Origin of the sequence: Atlantibacter sp. RC6 (genome assembly GCF_014193285.1) — a bacterium.
In the GTDB taxonomy this organism is placed as follows: Bacteria; Pseudomonadota; Gammaproteobacteria; order Enterobacterales; family Enterobacteriaceae; genus Atlantibacter.
Genome location: NZ_JACHZE010000009.1, coordinates 23,286 through 42,756, shown reverse-complemented (window position 1 = coordinate 42,756; position 19,471 = coordinate 23,286). Strand labels below are relative to the sequence as shown.

Annotated in this window: 19 protein-coding genes and 1 other annotated feature; of the genes, 6 read left to right on the top strand and 13 right to left on the bottom strand. The window is 56.9% G+C overall.

The features are described from left to right. Positions 1-41 precede the first annotated feature (41 nt). The 3 genes from dnaX to FHW74_RS17740 form a co-directional block, all read right to left on the bottom strand. Positions 42-1,967, bottom strand: coding sequence for a DNA polymerase III subunit gamma/tau (gene dnaX / locus FHW74_RS17750; protein ID WP_183171685.1), 1,926 nt, complete (start codon positions 1,965-1,967; stop codon positions 42-44). Next, positions 645-709: a sequence feature (DnaX frameshifting element), on the bottom strand. (Overlaps the previous gene by 65 nt.) 90 nt (positions 1,968-2,057) lie before the next feature. Then, positions 2,058-2,609, bottom strand: coding sequence for an adenine phosphoribosyltransferase (apt, locus tag FHW74_RS17745; protein ID WP_125293944.1), 552 nt, complete (start codon positions 2,607-2,609; stop codon positions 2,058-2,060). 151 nt (positions 2,610-2,760) lie between these two features. Beyond that, complete coding sequence (locus FHW74_RS17740; RefSeq protein ID WP_183171684.1) at positions 2,761-3,138, bottom strand: DUF454 family protein; 378 nt, start codon at positions 3,136-3,138, stop codon at positions 2,761-2,763. A 65-nt stretch (positions 3,139-3,203) separates the two neighbouring features. On the opposite strand from FHW74_RS17740, the gene priC reads away from it, so the two are divergent. Both priC and rsmS read left to right on the top strand, forming a co-directional pair. Continuing rightward, a complete protein-coding gene (gene priC / locus FHW74_RS17735; protein WP_183171683.1) occupies positions 3,204-3,731 on the top strand; it encodes a primosomal replication protein PriC in 528 nt (175 codons plus the stop codon). 16 nt (positions 3,732-3,747) lie between these two features. Further along, a complete protein-coding gene (gene rsmS / locus FHW74_RS17730; RefSeq protein ID WP_183171682.1) occupies positions 3,748-3,906 on the top strand; it encodes a pleiotropic regulatory protein RsmS in 159 nt (52 codons plus the stop codon). A 42-nt stretch (positions 3,907-3,948) separates the two neighbouring features. On the opposite strand, the gene glnB is transcribed toward rsmS, so the two are convergent. The 5 genes from glnB to purL all read right to left on the bottom strand — a co-directional run bounded on the left by glnB (position 3,949) and on the right by purL (position 12,293). Beyond that, entirely contained in the window at positions 3,949-4,287 is a 339-nt protein-coding gene (gene glnB / locus FHW74_RS17725; RefSeq protein WP_002438074.1) for a nitrogen regulatory protein P-II, read from the bottom strand. Between the two features lie 94 nt (positions 4,288-4,381). Then, a complete protein-coding gene (glrR, locus tag FHW74_RS17720; protein ID WP_183171681.1) occupies positions 4,382-5,719 on the bottom strand; it encodes a two-component system response regulator GlrR in 1,338 nt (445 codons plus the stop codon). Next, positions 5,716-6,465, bottom strand: coding sequence for a two-component system QseEF-associated lipoprotein QseG (gene qseG / locus FHW74_RS17715; RefSeq protein WP_183171680.1), 750 nt, complete (start codon positions 6,463-6,465; stop codon positions 5,716-5,718). Before qseG ends, glrR begins: the two co-directional genes overlap by 4 nt. Then, on the bottom strand, positions 6,462-7,898 hold the full coding sequence (locus tag FHW74_RS17710) for a HAMP domain-containing sensor histidine kinase (protein WP_183171679.1): 1,437 nt from the start codon (positions 7,896-7,898) through the stop codon (positions 6,462-6,464). Before FHW74_RS17710 ends, qseG begins: the two co-directional genes overlap by 4 nt. Before the next feature lie 507 nt (positions 7,899-8,405). Then, positions 8,406-12,293, bottom strand: coding sequence for a phosphoribosylformylglycinamidine synthase (gene purL, locus FHW74_RS17705; RefSeq protein WP_183171678.1), 3,888 nt, complete (start codon positions 12,291-12,293; stop codon positions 8,406-8,408). A gap of 267 nt (positions 12,294-12,560) precedes the next feature. Between purL and mltF the strand changes: the two genes are divergently transcribed. Further along, entirely contained in the window at positions 12,561-14,111 is a 1,551-nt protein-coding gene (gene mltF, locus FHW74_RS17700; protein WP_183171677.1) for a membrane-bound lytic murein transglycosylase MltF, read from the top strand. Here mltF and tadA read toward each other — a convergent pair. Next, entirely contained in the window at positions 14,005-14,505 is a 501-nt protein-coding gene (gene tadA / locus FHW74_RS17695) for a tRNA adenosine(34) deaminase TadA (RefSeq protein ID WP_183171676.1), read from the bottom strand. The two genes, mltF and tadA, sit on opposite strands and share 107 nt — an antisense overlap. A gap of 82 nt (positions 14,506-14,587) precedes the next feature. Further along, positions 14,588-15,223, bottom strand: a complete 636-nt coding sequence (gene yfhb / locus FHW74_RS17690) for a phosphatidylglycerophosphatase C (protein ID WP_183171675.1) — start codon at positions 15,221-15,223, stop codon at positions 14,588-14,590. Between the two features lie 229 nt (positions 15,224-15,452). Here yfhb and FHW74_RS17685 point away from each other — a divergent pair, with 229 nt between their 5' ends. From FHW74_RS17685 to FHW74_RS17675, 3 genes are all read left to right on the top strand, one after another. Beyond that, positions 15,453-16,301: a MurR/RpiR family transcriptional regulator gene (locus tag FHW74_RS17685; protein WP_183171674.1), complete on the top strand. Its 849-nt coding sequence runs from the start codon at positions 15,453-15,455 to the stop codon at positions 16,299-16,301. A 269-nt stretch (positions 16,302-16,570) separates the two neighbouring features. Next, the gene (locus tag FHW74_RS17680) at positions 16,571-17,020 is read left to right on the top strand and encodes a hypothetical protein (protein WP_183171673.1); all 450 of its coding nucleotides are present in this window, start codon (positions 16,571-16,573) and stop codon (positions 17,018-17,020) included. A gap of 271 nt (positions 17,021-17,291) precedes the next feature. After that, the gene (locus FHW74_RS17675; protein WP_125293957.1) at positions 17,292-17,552 is read left to right on the top strand and encodes a YfhL family 4Fe-4S dicluster ferredoxin; all 261 of its coding nucleotides are present in this window, start codon (positions 17,292-17,294) and stop codon (positions 17,550-17,552) included. Here the strand turns inward: FHW74_RS17675 and acpS are convergent. The 3 genes from acpS to recO all read right to left on the bottom strand — a co-directional run bounded on the left by acpS (position 17,549) and on the right by recO (position 19,471). After that, on the bottom strand, positions 17,549-17,929 hold the full coding sequence (acpS, locus tag FHW74_RS17670; RefSeq protein ID WP_183171672.1) for a holo-ACP synthase: 381 nt from the start codon (positions 17,927-17,929) through the stop codon (positions 17,549-17,551). The two genes, FHW74_RS17675 and acpS, sit on opposite strands and share 4 nt — an antisense overlap. Then, positions 17,929-18,660 (bottom strand): pyridoxine 5'-phosphate synthase, encoded by a 732-nt coding sequence (pdxJ, locus tag FHW74_RS17665; protein ID WP_183171671.1) that lies wholly within the window; start codon positions 18,658-18,660, stop codon positions 17,929-17,931. The genes acpS and pdxJ overlap by 1 nt, the downstream gene beginning before the upstream one ends. A 73-nt stretch (positions 18,661-18,733) precedes the next feature. Continuing rightward, positions 18,734-19,471 (bottom strand): DNA repair protein RecO, encoded by a 738-nt coding sequence (gene recO / locus FHW74_RS17660; RefSeq protein ID WP_183171670.1) that lies wholly within the window; start codon positions 19,469-19,471, stop codon positions 18,734-18,736.

Genomic DNA, 19,471 nt, shown 5'->3' with positions numbered 1-19,471 from the left:
CTCAGCGATACCGGGTTTACAACAGGCAGAAGGCTTGCCCGTCAAAGGGGGCGAATGCTCTCCTCATCCAGATCGGCATCGAAGAAACGACGCAGGGTCTGGATATTGGCATCCGCGATGATCGACTCGCGCGCCTGCGCCAGCTTCTCTTCGTAAATCGCCTGCCGCCACTCAAGCGGCGTACGCTGGGCGAGATTATCATCTTCAATGATAGTCAGTTCAATCGGCATACCGTATAGCTGGCTCATCGCCTCGCTAAGGGTTTGCCGCGCCGCCGGTGAATTCAAATGGCGCTGGGTGGCGCGCAGGTGCAGGCAAATCTTCGGCCCATCCTGCTCTTTCCAGGCGTTCAGCGCCACCTGCTCTACCAGTTTCGGCAGTTTTAATAAGCTTACATCACGCGCCCACTCATCGCGCGCCAGAGATTCCTCGGCCAACTTCGCGGCCAGCTCGGGGGTTTTCTCATGCTCAAGCGCTTTTTTCAGCGCCTTCGGCGTGGCGACGGGTTCTGGCGTAACCTCCACCACGTTTTGCGCCTTCCAGCGGTAGGCTTCCGGTTTGGCCGCCACGCTCTCCTGTGGGGCTTTCGCCGGTTTGGCTTTTACCCGTTCGGTGACCGATGCCAGTCGTTCGAGCGCGGAGTTATTCACCGGCCGCGCGGTACCTGGCGCTGCCGGTTCACTCTTTTTTGCTTTGCTGCCCTCCTGGGCTTTTTGCAAGCGGCTGCGGGCTTCCAGCAGATGGCTGGTGGCGTCAGGCAGCGGGACGTTCGGAGCGGTCGGCGGCGGCGCGACCGGAGACGGCGCTTCCACGCGGGCGACGGGCTGTGCCGCCACCGCCGGGATCGCGGTCTGTACCGGTTGCGGCTCAGCTATTGGCGCGCGGGGATGAAACGCCAGCGCGCGCAGCAACGTCATTTCGACGCCCATCCGCCGGTCCGGGGCCCAGGGCAGTTCTTTACGGCCAATCAGCAGCGTCTGGTAATAGAGCTGCACGTCCGCCGGCGGCAGCGTACGCGCCAGTTCGCGCAGGCGCTGCTCGATATTTGCCATATCACTGCCGATAGCGGCAGGGGAAAGCTGGACCATCGCAATGCGATGCAACAGGCTGAGCATTTCCACCAGCAGCGCTTCCCACTCGACGCCGCGAGAATGCGCCTCGTTAATCAGGCGCATCACGGTTTCGCCTTCGGCGCGGGCCAGCGCTTCAATCAGCGCCAGCGCCTGAGCGTCATCAAGCGTACCCAGCATGGCGCTCACCGCCGCGGTACTGACCTGCCCGTCGCCGCTGGCGATAGCCTGATCGGTCAGGCTTAGCGCGTCGCGCAGGCTCCCTTCCGCTGCGCGCGCCAGCAGTTGCAGGGCGCGCGATTCGTGGTCGATTTTTTCCTGAGTGAGAATATGTTCCAGCTGATCGCGGATCTGCTCAACGTCCAGCGCTTTAAGATGGAATTGCAGGCAGCGCGACAGGATGGTCACCGGCAGTTTTTGCGGATCGGTGGTCGCCAGCAAGAATTTAACGTGCGCGGGCGGCTCTTCCAGCGTCTTTAACAGCGCGTTAAAGCTGTGGCGCGAGAGCATATGCACTTCGTCAATCAGATAGACTTTGAAGCGGCCACGCGCGGGCGCATATTGCACGTTATCCAGCAGATCGCGGGTGTCTTCCACTTTGGTGCGCGACGCGGCGTCAATTTCAATCAAATCGACAAAACGGCCCTGCTCGATTTCGCGGCAGTTATCGCACACGCCGCACGGGGTCGCCGTAATGCCGGTTTCGCAGTTCAGACCTTTGGCTAACAGACGGGCAATCGAGGTTTTCCCGACGCCGCGTGTGCCGGAAAACAGGTACGCGTGGTGGATACGCCCGAGGGATAATCCGTTCGCCAGCGCGGTCAGTACATGTTCCTGGCCGACAACGTCTGCAAAGGTTTGTGGGCGCCATTTACGGGCTAAGACCTGATAACTCATGGGCTGGCTCTGAAATGCGTGGATGGTGAATAGAGAGGGGTAATGCTAACACAGCCCCACCTGTACGGCGAGGCTGTCGGGAGGCGAAAATCAATGACCGGGGAACGGAACCAGGCTGAAGCAGTCGATGCCCGCCTGTTGCAGGCGCTGTTCGCCGCCGAGGTCAAACAGGTTGATGATAAACGCGGCGTCTTTCACTTCACCGCCGAGGCGGCGGATCAGCTTCACGGTGGCGTCAATGGTGCCGCCAGTCGCCAGCAGGTCGTCCACCACCAGCACTTTGTCGCCGGGCTTGATAGCATCAACGTGGATTTCCAGCTGATCGGTGCCGTATTCCAGTTCATAGCTTTCTGCGATGGTTTCGCGCGGCAATTTACGCGGCTTGCGCACCGGGACAAAACCGACGCCCAGCGCCAGCGCGACCGGCGCGCCGAACAGGAAGCCGCGCGCTTCGGTACCGACCACTTTGGTGATGCCGGCATCTTTGTAGCGCTCGGTCAGCAGTTCGATACTTAACGCGTAAGCTTTGGGGTCTTCCAGCAGGCTGGTAACGTCACGAAACAGAATACCCGGCTTCGGGTAATCCTGGATGCTTTTAATACTGTCTTTAAGAAATTCAAGCTGCTGTGCAGTCGCGGTCATAATTACATGCCTGATTAAAACGGGTTGACTCACAAGGCACGCCAAAGGGGTAAACGCAATTTTGCTTAAGCGTTAACCAGCGCGTGTCTGTTGCCGAAAACGCCAGAATGTACTGGCTGAGCCATCGAAATGCAACCACTCAGATACCGGTTCAGGGGTTTTGTTGCTTTTCGTCAATCACCGGGATGCGCCACATAAAGATCAGCAGGCAGCCGAGGATCGTTAATAACAAAATACGCACCCAGAACATTTTTACCAGCCACAGCGACACGGCAAATGTAACAAGAATAAACGCAATCGCCCGGGGTTTGGCGCCGCGCGGCATCGCTTTATGCTGTTGCCAGTAGCGCAGATAGCCGCCGAACCAGGAGCGGTACAGCAGCCAGTGGTGAAATCGCGGCGAAGAACGGGCAAAACACCAGGCCGCCAGCAGTAAAAAAGGGGTTGTGGGAAGCAAAGGGAGCACCACGCCGAGCGTGGCAAGCACTACCGCAATCCAGCCAATGATGATTAAAATAAGTCGTTGCATAGTCGCTTCCACAGAGTCATGTCGGCTACTGTAGCACAGCGCAGGCGGGAGACAGCGGAGAGCGAATGAAAACCGACCGATTATTACAATCGCTACAAACGCAGTTGCAGCACCTTTCCCGGACGCTGGCACCGCTGGCGCAGCACCGCACGCTGTCGGCGCGCTTTGACCAGCAGCTTTTCCAGACCCGCTCTACGCTTATCAATGATTATTTGCAGGAGTGCTGGCGCAACCTGGAGGTGTTAACGCTTCACGTCCGGGAACAAAAAACCGAACAAGTGGCCTGGCTGGCGGAGCATCTTGTCGCCCAGATGGAAGCCCTGGCTCGCGAAGGGGCGACATGGTCGTTGCGCCATCATGACAGTGCCCATCTGCCAGCCGGACGCCGCCACGCCCAGTTGCTGCAACATCAGGAGTATGAACGCCGCCTGTTGGCGATGAAGCAGCAGCGCGAAACCCAGTTGCGTAACGTAGAAACGCTACAAGCGCAGCAGCGATTACATAAAGAGATTGAGGCGCTGGATGGCCGTCTGGCGCGCTGCCGCCATGCGCTGGCGGCGATTGAGCGCGCGCTGGCGCGGCAAACGCGTTAACCCACAGGAGAGAACCGTGTCCCTTGAGAACGCCCCCGATGACGTCAAACTGGCGGTGGATTTAATTATGCTGCTGGAAACGCACAATATTGCGCCGGCGACGGCGTTAAGCGCGCTGGAAATGGTGCGACAGGATTTTTTGCGTAAACAGCGGGAAGCAGAGGAATCGAAATAAGCTTCCTCTCCTGCGGTTAAAGTTGCAGGAGAGGCCGGGGAGTTAGATTGCCGCGTCGTCTTCTTCGCCGGTGCGGATACGCACCACGCGCGCCACATCAAACACGAAGATTTTACCGTCGCCGATTTTGCCGGTCTGGGCGGTGCGGATAATGGTATCCACGCAGGTATCGACGATATCGTCGGTCACCACAATTTCAATTTTCACCTTCGGCAGGAAATCCACCATATATTCCGCGCCGCGGTACAGCTCGGTATGCCCTTTCTGGCGGCCAAAACCTTTCACTTCGGTCACGGTCATCCCGGTGATGCCGACTTCAGCCAGCGCCTCGCGCACATCATCCAGTTTGAAAGGTTTAATAATTGCATCGATCTTTTTCATGGTGAACCCTTAACTCATCTCGCCTGAGGCACAGTTATCTACGCGTAATCGGTTGCTCACCGTACCATATGTTGAGGCCGGTTTGGCAGCAAAACTACTCTTTAAAATCATTTGCATCGAGTTCATGGCGGGCAAGCAGTTTGTAGAACTCGGTGCGGTTGCGCCCCGCCATTCGTGCGGCGTGGGTGACATTACCTTTGGTGATCTGCAAAATCTTGCGCAGATAGTTGAGTTCAAACTGATTACGCGCCTCGACAAAGGTCGGCAGCACTGAGTTTTCCCCTTCCAGCGCCTGGCCAACCAGCGCTTCGCTGATCACCGGCGCGGAGGTCAGCGCTACGCACTGCTCGATCACGTTCACCAACTGGCGCACGTTACCGGGCCAGCTTGCCGCCATCAGGTATTTCATGGCTTCGGTGGAAAAACGCCGCACAAAAGGTTTATGGCGATCCGCCGCCTGGCGCAGCAGATGGTTCGCCAGCAGCGGAATATCTTCCGCCCGTTCATTGAGCGCCGGGATTTTCAGGCTGACCACGTTCAGGCGGTAAAACAGATCCTCGCGGAATTCGCCGCGCGCCATCGCTTTGGGGAGATCCCGGTGGGTGGCGGAGATAATGCGCACATCAATATCAATATCGCGGTTGCTGCCGAGCGGGCGCACCTTGCGCTCCTGCAATACGCGCAGCAGTTTGACCTGTAATGGGATCGGCATATCGCCAATCTCATCAAGAAACAGCGTGCCGCCTTCTGCCGCCTGGAATAGCCCTTCCCGGCTGCTCACCGCGCCGGTAAACGCGCCGCGCGCATGGCCAAACAGTTCCGACTCCAGCAACTGCTCCGGCAGCGCGCCGCAGTTAATGGCGATAAAGGCTTTTTTCGCCCGGGGGCTGGCGTTGTGAATAGCCTGCGCCAGCACCTCTTTACCCGTCCCGCTCTGGCCGTTGATCAGCACGCTGACATCAGATTGCGCCACCATCCGCGCCTGCTCCAGCAGGCGCAGCATAATGGGGCTGCGGGTAACAATGGCATTTTGCCATTCGTCATCACCGCCGACACCCTTGTGCGCCAGCGCATCGTCAATGGCCTGATACAGCGCGTCTTTATCCACCGGTTTGGTCAGGAAGCTGAACACGCCCTGCTGGGTTGCCGCCACCGCATCAGGGATCGAGCCGTGAGCGGTAAGGATGATCACCGGCAATCCAGGCTGCACTTTCTGGATCTCGCTGAACAGCGCCATGCCGTCCATCTCATCCATGCGCAGATCGCTGATCACCAGATCGATCTGCTCGCGACTCAGCACTTTCAGCCCTTCCGCCCCGCTTTCGGCGGTATGCACACTGTACCCCTCGCTGGTCAGGCGTAAACCTAACAGCTTGAGCAGGCCGGGATCGTCATCCACCAGCAGTAAGCGCGCCGGTTTATGTTGCGTCATGGTTTTGCCTCCTGCGTATCGGCGGGGGTGTCCTTGTCATCCGATGCTGCCGCCGGATGCGTGGCGTCCGGCAGTTCGCCGCCCGACGTTTTGCGTGAAGAGAGCCGACGTTCGATATCGGTCAGGTTTTCCAGCTTCTGGCTGACCAGCGCCAGCTGGCTGCGCAAATGCTGTTGCTGCTCGCGCAGGGTATCCAGTTCGCTGTCGCTGGTCTGTTGCAGTTTGGCGTAGCGGCTACGCTCTTCGGCAAGTTGAAGTTGTGCGGCCTGATTATCACGCCATACCTGATACAGTGGCCGGACTTGTGAAGGAATATCTGCCGACAGCTCATCTAAACGGGTGACGTAGCGACGGCGCTCGCCAGGGGTGATTTTGGCGCTGGAAAGTAATACGCCGCGCTTGAACGTGGCCTGCCAGGTATCATCCTGCCACGCCCGCGCCTCGGCGCGCGCTTCAGCAGGCGCAAGACGCTCGGCGCAGTCCATCGCGCGCAGCCAGTAAAGGGGATTGCTGTCGCTGTCGCGTCCCGACAGCGTCCAGATCTCCTGACACTCTGTAGAGAAAAAATCCGCCAGCTGGCGCTCAGGATATTTATGCTGATGTTTGTCTATTTTGCTGTGGATCGCGTCCGGGACGCAGCCGCTGAGCAACAGAACTGCCAGCGCGCCGCCTGCCACAGGCCGCAATAAAACGGGATTCAAAGACGACGCCGCGCGCCGCCATAGCCTGCTAAAAAATAAATTCATGATGACGATTTTTCCGGGTCACAGACAGGCAATTCAATGCGGAAACACACATCGGCGGTGTTATCGTCCACCAGATGAAGTTCTCCATGCATCCGTCGAATACAATCCTGGGCGATACTCAACCCCAGGCCACTGCCTTTAACCGCCCCTTTTCGTTGATGGCTTCCCTGAAAGAATGGCTCAAAAATCATGTCGCGTTCAGCGGCGGGGATCGGCGTGCCGCTGTTGGCGACATCAATCCGCACCCGGTTGCCGACCTGTCGGCTGCGAATATAAATGTTACCGGATTCGCTCCCATAGTGCACAGCATTGGAATAGAGATTATCAATTACGCTCATCAATAACATAGGTTCAGCCTGGCAGGCGGCGGCTTCCAGTGCCAGATCGGTGCGCATCATTTTTGCCCGGGCCGGCAGGCTGTGGGCGGAGATAACCATATCGATTAATGGCAACAGTTCGACTTTCTCCAGTTCGATCACGCCGTCAGCCAGTTTGCGGTTGTAATCCAGCAGTTGCTCGATCAGTTTTTGCAGGTTGCGGCTGCTGTCATCAAGGATTTGCACCACTTCCTGTTGCTCTGGCGTCAGCGGCCCCACCACCTGGTCCGCCAACAGGTCGGTGCCTTCGCGCAGGCTGGCAAGCGGGGTTTTGAGTTCATGTGAGATATGGCGTAGAAACTGGTGGCGCTGGGATTCCAGCCAGGAGAGGCGCTCGCTCAGCCAGATCACCCGCTGCCCGACGGAACGCAGTTCGCGCGGGCCTTTGAACATCACGGTATTGCCTAACGACTCCCCTTCCCCCAGGCGGTTAATCATCCGTTCGATGCCTTTAACCGGGCCGATGATCATCCGGGTAAACAGCATCACCAGGCCGAGGCTCACCAAAAACAGGATCATCGCCTGCCAGCCAAAAAACTGTCCGCGCGAGGCGATATCCTGCTGCAACTGCTGCCCACGGGAAAACACCACACTGCGGGTGGTTTGCACCATATCGGTATTGGCGTTGGCAAAGGCTTCCAGATTGTCGTCCGCAGCGTCGGCGAGGCCGCTGTCTTTGCACTGCAGTTGCGCCAGGGCATCCAGGGTGTTTTTGAGCCGTTGATAGAGGGCTTTGTCCGGCAGGATCAGCGCATGGGATTCGAGCATTTGGGCATAGCGCTGGCGCTGGGTCTGATAGACCTTTTCGAGAGTCGCGTCATCCAGCACACAATACTGGCGATAGCTGCGCTCCATTTCCAGCGCAGCGTTGGTCATGGCTTCGCTGCGCCGCGCGTCTATCAGCGTGGTACGGTTGGTGCGCGCCGCCTGTTCACTGAGATCGTTCAGGCTCTGCCAGGCCTGCCAGGCCAACACCAGTAAGGGCAGCAGGATTAATAAAAAGGCCATAACGACCAGTTGGCGCAGCGAGCGGGGAAAGAGGGACCAGCGTTTCACCAGGATTCTCTTATCGTGAGGTTATACCCGGATGCTAGCCGACCCGGCGGATGCAGGAAAGCCCGAAACGCAGAAACAACAAAGGCAGGGAAAAATCCCTGCCTTTGTTGCGAAATAGGCGGTGCCTTACTCAACGTGTCGCCCGGGGTCAGATAAAGCAATGCTGTTATCAAAAATTGGACGGCAGGCACCTGTTTGTGCGTCATTCGAGGTTTATGTAGCGCTCGCGTGGGGCTGACATAAGAAGGTGAATGAGCCACTGGTGATTAGTATGCATCAACCATGCCAAAAACACCAGAAAATATATAATAAACTGATTAATAAGATTTTATATATATTTAAGAAAATGAATTAAACCGGTTACTGACAGGCAAAATGTCGTCAAAAGGCAACACGTCCAGGTCTGTTAATTTTTATTCAATAAAATCAACTAGTCAGGCGTCTCCGTTTGGAGACACCTGACTTTGGGCATTGTCGCAAAATTGCGACAACTGTTATCAGGCCCTGTTAGCCCAGTTGCTTACGCGCATTACGGAAGATACGCATCCACGGGCTGTCCTCGCCCCAGTTCTCCGGGTGCCACGAGTTGCTGACGGTGCGGAATACGCGCTCCGGATGCGGCATCATCAGCGTAACACGGCCGCTTTCGCTGGTGACCGCTGTGATACCGTTCGGCGAGCCGTTCGGGTTAGCCGGATAGGTTTCAGTCACTTTACCGAAGTTATCCACGTAGCGCAGCGCCACCAGGCCTTTGCTCTCCAGTTGCGCCAGATGGGCTTCGTCGCGTACTTCCACACGGCCTTCACCGTGAGAAACCGCAATCGGCATTTGCGACCCAACCATACCCTCCAGAAGCAGCGACGGGCTGGAAGTCACTTCCACCAGGCTGAAACGCGCTTCAAAGCGGTCTGAGTGGTTACGCACGAAGCGCGGCCATAGATCGCTACCCGGGATCACTTCACGCAGATTAGACATCATCTGGCAGCCGTTACACACGCCCAATGCCAGCGTCTGCGGACGATGGAAGAAGGTTTCGAACTCGTCGCGCACGCGGTTGTTGAACAGAATCGATTTCGCCCAGCCTTCGCCCGCGCCCAGCACGTCGCCGTAGGAGAAGCCGCCACAGGCCACCAGCGCCTGGAAGGATTCCAGCCCGGTACGGCCCGCCAGCAGGTCGCTCATATGCACGTCGATAGCGTCAAAGCCCGCGCGATAAAACGCCGCCGCCATCTCCACATGGGAGTTAACGCCCTGCTCGCGCAGCACTGCCACTTTGGGACGCGCCCCGGTGGCGATATACGGCGCGGCGATATCTTCCGCGATATCAAAGCTCAGTTTTACGTTGAGACCCGGATCGTTATCGTTAGCTTTAGCGTCATGCTCCTGATCCGCGCACGTCGGGTTATCACGCAGACGCTGCATCTGCCAGGTGGTTTCCGCCCACCACATACGAAGCGTGGTGCGGCTTTCGCTGAACACCGCATGGCCATCGGCCGTCAGGGTGAAGCGATCTCCGGTTACCGCTTTACCCAGGTAGTGAACGCAGTCGCCCAGACCATGGGTTTTCAGGATCTGTTCAACCGCAGCGCGATCCGCTGCCGCCACCTGGATCACGGCGCCCAGCTCTTCGTTAAACAGCGCCGCCAGACGATCGTTACCCAGCGTGGCGATATCCGCTTCAATCCCGCAGTGGCCGGTAAAGGCCATTTCTGCCAGCGTCACCAGCAGGCCGCCGTCGGAACGGTCGTGGTAGGCCAGCAGTTTACGCTGCGCCACCAGCGCCTGGATGGCGTCGTAGAAGCCTTTCAGCTTCGCCGGGTCGCGCACGTCTGCCGGTTTATCGCCCAGTTGACGATAGACCTGCGCCAGTGCGGTGGCGCCCAGCGCATTATGCCCTTCGCCCAGATCGATCAGCAGCAGGGCGTTATCTTCGGTGGAAAGTTGCGGCGTCACGGTATGACGCACATCCTCTACGCGGGCAAACGCGGTAATGACCAGCGACAACGGGGAGGTCATTTCACGGGTTTCGCTGCCTTCCTGCCAGCGGGTTTTCATCGACATCGAGTCTTTGCCCACCGGAATGGTCAGACCTAACTGCGGGCACAGCTCTTCGCCCACGGCTTTCACCGCATCGTACAGACCCGCGTCTTCGCCAGGGTGACCCGCAGCCGCCATCCAGTTTGCGGAGAGCTTGATGCGTTTGATGTCGCCAATCTGAGTCGCGGCAATGTTTGTCAGCGCTTCCCCGACCGCAAGACGACCGGAGGCGGCGAAATCCAGCAGCGCGACCGGCGCGCGCTCGCCAAGGGCCATGGCTTCGCCGTAGTAGCTGTCGAGGCTGGCGGTGGTGACCGCGCAGTTAGCAACCGGGATCTGCCACGGGCCGACCATCTGGTCGCGCGCCACCATGCCGGTCACGGTACGGTCGCCGATGGTCACCAGGAAGGTTTTCTCCGCCACCGTCGGCAAATGCAGTACGCGGTTAACCGCATCGGCAATCGAGATAGCAGCGCAGTCCAGCGCATCGCCCGTCGCCTGCAAGCGCTCGACATTACGGGTCATTTTCGGGGTTTTACCCAGCAGCACGTCCAGCGGCATATCGATAGGCTGATTATCGAAGTGGCTGTCGTTGAGCGTCAGGTGCTGCTGTTCGGTCGCTTCGCCAATCACCGCGTACGGCGCGCGCTCGCGGCGGCACAGCTCGTCGAACAGCGCCAGTTGCTCCGGCGCAACCGCCAGTACATAGCGCTCCTGAGATTCGTTACACCACACTTCCAGCGGGCTCATGCCCGGCTCGTCGTTCAGGATATCACGCAGTTCAAAACGCCCGCCGCGCCCGCCGTCGCTCACCAGTTCCGGCATAGCGTTGGACAGACCGCCCGCACCGACGTCATGAATAAACAGGATCGGGTTAGCGTCACCCAGTTGCCAGCAGCGGTCGATCACTTCCTGGCAGCGACGCTCCATTTCCGGGTTGTCGCGCTGTACCGACGCGAAATCCAGATCGGCATCAGACTGACCGGACGCCATGGAGGACGCCGCGCCGCCGCCCAGACCGATATTCATCGCCGGGCCGCCCAGCACGATCAGTTTGGCACCTGGCGGGATTTCGCCTTTCTTAACGTGATCGGCACGGATGTTGCCAATGCCGCCTGCCAGCATAATCGGCTTGTGGTAGCCGCGCAGCTCAACGCCGTTGTGGCTGTTGACCTGCTCTTCATACGTGCGGAAGTAGCCATTCAGCGCCGGGCGGCCAAATTCGTTGTTGAACGCCGCGCCGCCTAACGGGCCTTCGGTCATGATATCCAGCGCGCTGACAATGCGTTCCGGTTTGCCGAAATCCTCTTCCCAGGGCTGTTCAAAGCCCGGAATGCGCAGGTTAGAAACCGAGAACCCCACCAGCCCCGCTTTTGGCTTCGCGCCGCGCCCGGTGGCGCCTTCATCGCGAATTTCACCTCCGGAGCCGGTGGCCGCGCCCGGCCACGGAGAAATCGCCGTCGGGTGGTTATGAGTTTCGACTTTCATCAGGATATGCGCGGCTTCCTGGTGGAAATCATATTTACCGGCTTTGTGGTCCGCGAAGAAACGCCCCACTTCGGAACCTTCCATCACCGCCGCGTTGTCTTTATAGGCCGACAGTACGTGGTCCGGGGTCTTCTCAAAGGTGTTTTTGATCATTTTGAACAGCGACTTCGGCTGCTGTTCGCCGTCGATCACCCAGTCGGCGTTAAAGATTTTATGGCGGCAATGTTCGGAGTTGGCCTGAGCGAACATATACAGCTCGATATCGTTCGGGTTACGCCCCAGAGTAGTAAACGCATCCTGCAAATAGTCGATTTCATCTTCGGCCAGCGCCAGGCCGAGACGAATATTGGCCTCTTCCAGCGCGGCGCGTCCCTGCCCTTGCAGATCGACGCTCTGCACCGGCGCAGGCTGATGATGGGCAAACAGCTGCTCCGCCTGTTCCAGCGAGGTGAATACGGTTTCCATCATTCGGTCGTGCAACCCGGCGGCAACCTGCTGCCACTGAGCCTCGGTCAGCGTGCTGGCTTCGACATAGTACGCCACGCCGCGCTCAAGGCGCTTAACGCTTGCCAGGCCGCAGTTGTGGGCGATGTCGGTGGCCTTGGAAGACCAGGGGGAGAGGGTGCCGGGACGCGGCGTGACCACAATCAGACGGCCTGATAGCGCATGGCTGCTGAGGTTCGGGCCATATTTTAACAGGCGTTCGAGTTGCGCGTGTTCTTCGGTGGTAAGTGGAGCGGTGATGTCAGCAAAATGAACATACTCGGCGTAAATGTCACTCACCGGGAGGTGAGCATCGTTAAAGCGGGCCAGCAGTTTGTTAATACGAAATGCCGACAAAGCGGGCGAACCACGCAGAATTTCCATCATCAAAACTCTCTCGTCTTCGGGCGTGAGCGGCGCTCACAGGGGCGCATGGGGGAAAACGGGCGTCATTATAAAGAATCCGGCACGCCGACGAAACCGTTTGCGTAGAAATAAAATCGTCAATCGATAGCGCCTATAAATGTGATTGCAAGCGCGAATAAGTTGCCTCATGCGGTTTTATTAAGCAAAATGCCGCACATTCAACAATAAAAACCGCACATTCATGACGATATTTAGCTGAGACCTTTTCCAGCACAGAGAATTAACTATTTGAAAAAATTAAAGATTAATTATCTGTTTATCGGCATCGTTACCTTGCTACTGGCAATGGCGCTCTGGCCTGCCATTCCATGGTCTGATAGAGCCGAGAATCGTATCGCCGCGATAAAAGCTCGGGGAGTATTGCGCGTCAGTACCCTGTCCAGCCCGCTGATCTATAACCGGGTTAACGACAAAGTGGTGGGACTGGATTACGAACTGGCGCAAAGCTTTGCTGATTACCTGGGCGTAAAGCTGCAAATCAGCGTGCGTCCCACCATTAACAAGCTGTTCGACGATCTGGATAACGGAAACGCGGATATCCTGGCGGCGGGCCTGGTCCATAACCAGGAGCGCAGCAAAAACTATCAGCCCGGCCCCACCTATTACTCGGTATCTCAACAACTGGTGTACCGGGTCGGCAATACCCGTCCCAAAACCCTGGCGAATATCAGCGACGCGCAGCTCACCATCGCGCCCGGCCACGTCGCGGCCAACGATCTACAGGTGCTCAAAGACAGTAAGTACCCCAATTTGAGCTGGCGCGTGGATGAGCACAGCAACAGTAATCTGCTGTTGGGACAGGTCGCGGAGGGCAAGCTGGATTACACGGTCGCCGATTCGGTCGCGATCAATTTGTTCCAGCGGGTGCATCCGCAAATTGCGGTGGCGCTGGATATCACCGATGAGCAGCCGGTCACCTGGTACAGCCTGCGCGATGGGGATAATAGCCTGTCCGCCGCCCTGCTCGACTTCTTTGATCGGATCACCGAAGACGGCACCCTGGCGCGGCTGGAAGAAAAGTATCTGGGTCATGGCGACGATTTTGACTATGTCGATACCCGCAGTTTTTTGCGGGCGGTAGATAGCGTTCTGCCGGACCTCCAGCCATTGTTTGAAAAATACGCCACGGATATTGACTGGAAGCTGCTGGCGGCCATCTCTTATCAGGAATCCCACTGGGACCCGCAGGCCACCTCGCCCACCGGCGTGCGCGGCCTGATGATGCTCACCCGCAATACGGCGCAGAGCCTGGGCCTGTCCGATCGGCTCGACCCGGAGCAAAGCATCAGCGGCGGCGCGCGTTATTTAAAAGATATGATGGCCAAGGTGCCGGAAAGCGTGCCCGAAGAGGAGCGCATCTGGTTTGCGCTGGCGGCGTACAATATGGGGTATGCCCATATGCTGGACGCCCGCGCCCTGACGGCGAAGCAGAAGGGCAATCCGGATAGCTGGGCCGACGTAAAGCAGCGGCTACCGCTGCTCAGCCAGAAGCCGTACTACTCGAAAACCACCTACGGCTACGCCCGCGGCCATGAAGCTTACGCGTATGTGGAAAACATCCGTAAATATCAAATCAGCCTGGTGGGATATTTAATGGAGAAGGAGAAGCAGGCCGAACAGCAGCGCCAGCTCGCGGAGGCGTACCCTGTCGCCCTGCCGGGAGAGATGCCCGCTAATCCTTTCGCAATGCTTCCTTTTGGGCCTTTTTCTCAAGCCGCCGTACCCGAAAGAACTCGCTTAACAGTGCCGAACACGTTGAGGCAAGCACCCCCTCAATAATCTGCATATGGTGATTCATTTGCGGATGGGCAGGAATATTCATCAGCGACCCGACTGCGCCGGTTTTGGCGTCGCGCGCGCCGAACACCAGAGTGCCGATGCGACTGTGCACCATCGCCCCCGCGCACATAATGCAGGGTTCGAGGGTGACATACAGGGTGGTATTCAACAGACGGTAGTTTTGCAGCACCATGCCGCCCTGGCGCAGCGCCATGATTTCCGCATGAGCAGTGGGATCGTGTCGGCCAATGGGGCGGTTCCACCCTTCGCCGATGACGCGATTGTCCTGCACCAGTACCGCGCCGACCGGCACTTCCCCTTCATCCCATGCCCGCTGCGCCAGGGTTAATGCATGGCGCATCCAGTATTCATGGGAAAATTCAGTTTCTGACACGCTGCACTCCAGGCGAAAAAAAGCGGGCGCATTATACCGAAAATCCGTTGCCGTGCATGCGCAAGACGCACTCCGATGGGCATTATTCCAGTTGCTGGAGTTCGCCGCGTGGGGTCACGCGCCAGCGGTGCTGGCAGAAATAGAGCAGCGGGTTATCCTGGCGCGAATCGCTGTAGCCGCTGTACAGGCGAAGCGGCGTACCGATTTGCTGCTCAAGCTGCGCCACTTTTTCATGGCCCAGACAGCGCAGGGTCAGCACCCAGCCACCGTGGCGGCGGTCAATCATACTGGCGATGATTTTCACTTTCGGCAGCCAGGGCGTATCAAAATAAACCTGCTCAACCAGCGGCCGCGGCGAGCCGGTAATCAGCCAGACATCGGCGTCCGAGCTTTCCAGATAGGCGGTCAGGCGTTCATGCACCACCGGGAAGGTGATCACCTGGCCGCGGAACCAGGCGACAAACTCCTGTTCAAGCTGCTTCAGTCGGGCTTCGCTGTGCCCGAAAGTACATCCCCAGAGCAGCAAACTCATCGGCCAGCGCGCGGCGCGCCCTTTGATTGCCAGCGCAATCAGAATGACCGGCAATAGGGGGATGACAATCAGCAAATTTAATGGCTGACGGCGTAATAAAAAGCGTAAAAACGTGCCAAACATATCCTGCTGATGCAGGGTGCCGTCCAGATCGAAAAACACTACCCGACGTTCATTATTTGCCAAACCTCGCTCCTCTGGACTGTTAGCTGCTGGGCCTGTCGTCTTATTAGCCTAACAGATAGCGCCTGATTTTTCCGGTTAGCGGCTGATCCGCTTGCCGGGTTAACCATAATCCGGGTTGCACCTCAGAATATTTAATTCATAATAATCAGTAATAATGGAATATATAATTCGTTAAGGCGAGTGAATGACCTTCTCTCCTTCTGAGCGGCGCGAGCCAACGGAGTCTTTCATGAACTGTTTGATTCGTATTCGTCAGCGTTATCCCAATCTTGCGCAAAGCGATCGACGTCTGGCCGAATTCATCCTGACGCACCCTGACAAGGCCAGGCACTCAAGTTCTCAACAGCTGGCGGAAGCGTCAGGCGTCAGCCAGTCGAGCGTAGTGAAGTTTGCTCAGAAGCTAGGATATAAAGGCTACCCGGCGCTAAAACTGGCTATCAGCGATGCGCTGGCCGGCAACCCTAACCCTCACTCCATTCCGGTTCATAATGAGATTCTGGGCGATGACCCGCTGCTGCTGGTGGGTGAAAAGCTGATTAAAGATAATATCGCGGCGATGCACGCCTCGCTGGATATCAACAGCGAAGATAAACTGGCTGAATGCGTGCAGTTGCTGCGCAATGCCCGGCGCATTGTATTAACCGGGATCGGCGCATCCGGGCTGGTCGCGAAAAACTTCTCCTGGAAGCTGATGAAAATCGGCCTCAACGTGGTGGCGGAGCAGGATATGCACGCGCTGCTGGCGGCGGTTCAGGCGCTTGATGAAAAAGACGTGATGCTGGCGATCTCCTATTCTGGAGAGCGGCGGGAGATTAACCTGGCAGCGGACGAAGCATTACGCGCCGGGGCAAAAATTATCGCCATTACCGGTTTTACCCCTAATGCCTTACAACAGCGCGCCACACGCTGCCTCTACACCATCGCGGAGGAACAGGCGACGCGCAGCGCGGCCATCTCTTCCACCAGCGCGCAAATGATGCTGACTGATTTACTGTTTATGGCGCTGGTGCAGCAGGACCTGGAAAAAGCGCCAGAGCGGATCCGCCATAGTGAAGCGCTGGTCAAGAAACTGGTGTGAATACTCCGCCTGCGCACACCTTGATGCGCAGGCACAGATAAATTCATAACCACACTAAATAATAATTAATGACTAATAAATAATTTGTATATTTCATAATGGAAAACATTAACCAGAACGCTTTTCATTATTAAATAAACGCTTAACGGGCGCGCAATGATTTGGCATCCCGCTTGTCATTGATGGCGGAAATAATATAATCCCCACGCATGACAGGCCGTTTTAACCAAGGAATCCCCTAACCGGGCAACTCAGAAGGAACCCGCCAGATGAAGTTTAATGCATTGTTATTATTATCCTTACTGCCCATCTGCGGTTTTACACACGCGGCAGACATCCCTGTTCTGGGCGACGGCAAAGCAGAGATCCATCAGATTTGCGGAAAGAGCATTGATGTGCAAATAAGAAGGCTTAATGACGACTCATTAGTCATTGGACTTATCAATAATAAAACCAACAAAAGAGATCTCTTTAAATCTCAGGAACCGGTTAGCGCTGAAATGAAATATGCCAAATTCGTCCCGGTGCATTTTGATAACCTTTCAAAGAATTTTGTTGAAGAAGAAAAACCGGAAATTGAGATTGTCTGGGGTAGTGCGATAAATGATAAAAAGGAAGCCGATTACACCCTCGCCCTGGGCCCGGAAATCTATGATTGCGGTCTTCTGCAAAAATGGCCGCATGAAGAAGCCAATATTCTTTATGGCGAGACCAAATAAGAGGCATCATGCGCCATTCGGCTGGCGCATTATTACCTCAAATCCTCAGCGCGTCATTTCAAGCCAGAAAAGCGCATCAGTGGTGCTTCGTCTTGGGCGAACCTCACGAATGTGATAGAGTGCCGTCATTCAACACGATTATCTGTACAGCAAGGCGGCTATGTTGCAATGCTGTATGTTCTATGTAAATCAATCTGAAATTATGATGCGTCTTTATTGACGTTTCCGGCGCGCTTTGCGCGTGGGATCAGATATAGCGGTATAGAATTAAATGGCTCTATTAATCACCAAAAAATGCATTAACTGCGATATGTGCGAGCCGGAATGCCCGAACGAAGCTATCTCAATGGGTGAGAGTATTTATCAGATCAATACCGACCGGTGTACGGAGTGCGTGGGGCATTACGATACCCCAACCTGTCAGAAAGTGTGCCCCATCCCTAATACCATTTTGAAAGATCCGGCCCATCCGGAGAGTGAAGAACAACTGTGGGACAAATTTGTTGTTCTTCACCACGCCGACAAGATTTAACTTTCAATAATTACCGTCGCGCAGGCGTAATGGCGCTCATCAGACAGGGTGACGTGTACCGCTGCGACGCCCATACGCTGCGCCAGCTGGAGCGCTTCATCCCACAGGCGCAGGCCCGGTTTACCCAGATCGTCGTTAAACACTTCAAACTGATTAAACGCCAGGCCATTACGGATGCCGGTGCCAAACGCCTTTGCCGCGGCTTCTTTTACCGCATAGCGTTTGGCTAAAAAGCGCACCGGCTGCTGATGCGCCTGATACTGCGCCCATTCATTGGCGCTTAACACTCGCTTCGCGAGCCGATCGCCCGAGCGGGAAATCACCGCCTCGATGCGGGCGATCTCCACGATATCGGTGCCCAGCCCTAAAATCGCCATTAGCGGCGGGCTTCCAGCATCAGGCGTTTCATTTCTGATACCGCTTCTTTCAGGCCGCTCATCACCGCGCGGCCAATGATTGCGTGGCCGATATTCAGTTCGTGCATTTCTGGTAGGGCGGCAATCGGCTGGACATTGTGATAGGTCAGGCCATGGCCGGCATTGACCTTCAGGCCCTTGCTTGCCGCGTAGGTCGCCGCGTTGGCGATGCGTGCCAGCTCTTTCGCCTGGGTCGCTTCGTCTTTGGCGTCGGCATAACAACCGGTGTGAATTTCGATGTAAGGCGCGCCGACATCCACTGCCGCGTCGATTTGTTCGATATCCGCATCGATAAACAGCGACACCAGGATATTCGCGTCGGCCAGTCGTTTGCAGGCGTCACGCATTTTTTCGCGCTGACCAGCAACGTCCAGCCCTCCTTCGGTGGTCACTTCCTGACGCTTTTCCGGCACCAGGCAACAAAAATGCGGTTTGGTTTCGCAGGCGATCGCCAGCATCTCTTCGGTTACCGCCATTTCCAGATTCATACGGGTATCGAGGGTTTGACGCAGCACGCGCACATCGCGATCGGTGATATGGCGGCGATCCTCACGCAAGTGAACCGTAATGCCATCCGCGCCCGCTTGCTCGGCAATAAACGCAGCCTGAACCGGATCGGGGTAAGCCGTACCGCGCGCATTACGCAGCGTAGCGATATGGTCGATATTGACGCCTAACAGTAATTCAGCCATGACAATCCTCGATAATCAGCACAAAGTGGCGGCAGTTTACACCCGGGAAGGAAAGTGTGGCTACGGGTAGCCGTTATTCCGCGTCGGAAGATGAGGAGGACGGCGGTTTTTTAGGCACAAACTGGCGGAACAGCTCCCGGCTCTTCAGCGGTTTGCCGCCAAGCCAGGGCTTTAGGGCGATGCGGGTAAAGCGTTTAGCCGCGCGCAGCGTGGCGGCATCGGGGAATTCCCGGCTGGCCAACGCCTGCAATTCATGGCCGGTAAAAGAAAGATTATCCACCACCAGGCTGGCGATAAACCCTTTCTCTTCGCGATAACGGTAGGTCATTTCCGGGCTGACCGGCTCGCCGCTCCCGGCACAGTGTAAATAATCCACGCCATAGCCGAGGTGCCCGAGCAGCGCCAGTTCAAAACGGCGCAGCGCCGGTTCCGGCGAGGCGTTAACACCCGCCAGCGCCTGGATACAGTGCAAATAATCGAAGAAAAGTTCCGAGAAGCGGGTTTCCAGCTCCAGCACGCGGCACAGCAGTTCGTTGACATAAAGCCCGCTGTAAAGCGCGATGCCGGAAAGAGGTAACGCCAGCGAAACCGCTTCGGCGCTGCGCAGGGTTTTCACCTCGCCGCGGCCGCCGAAACGAATTAACAGGGGGGTAAATGGCTGGAGCGTGCCTTTAAGATTCGAGCGCCGCGAGCGGGCGCCCTTAGCGACCAGGCGAACCCGCCCCGACTCTTCGCTAAATACGTCAAGCAGCAGGCTGGTTTCGCTCCAGGGGCGACTGTGCAGCACAAAGGCGCGTTGCCAGCCTTCCAT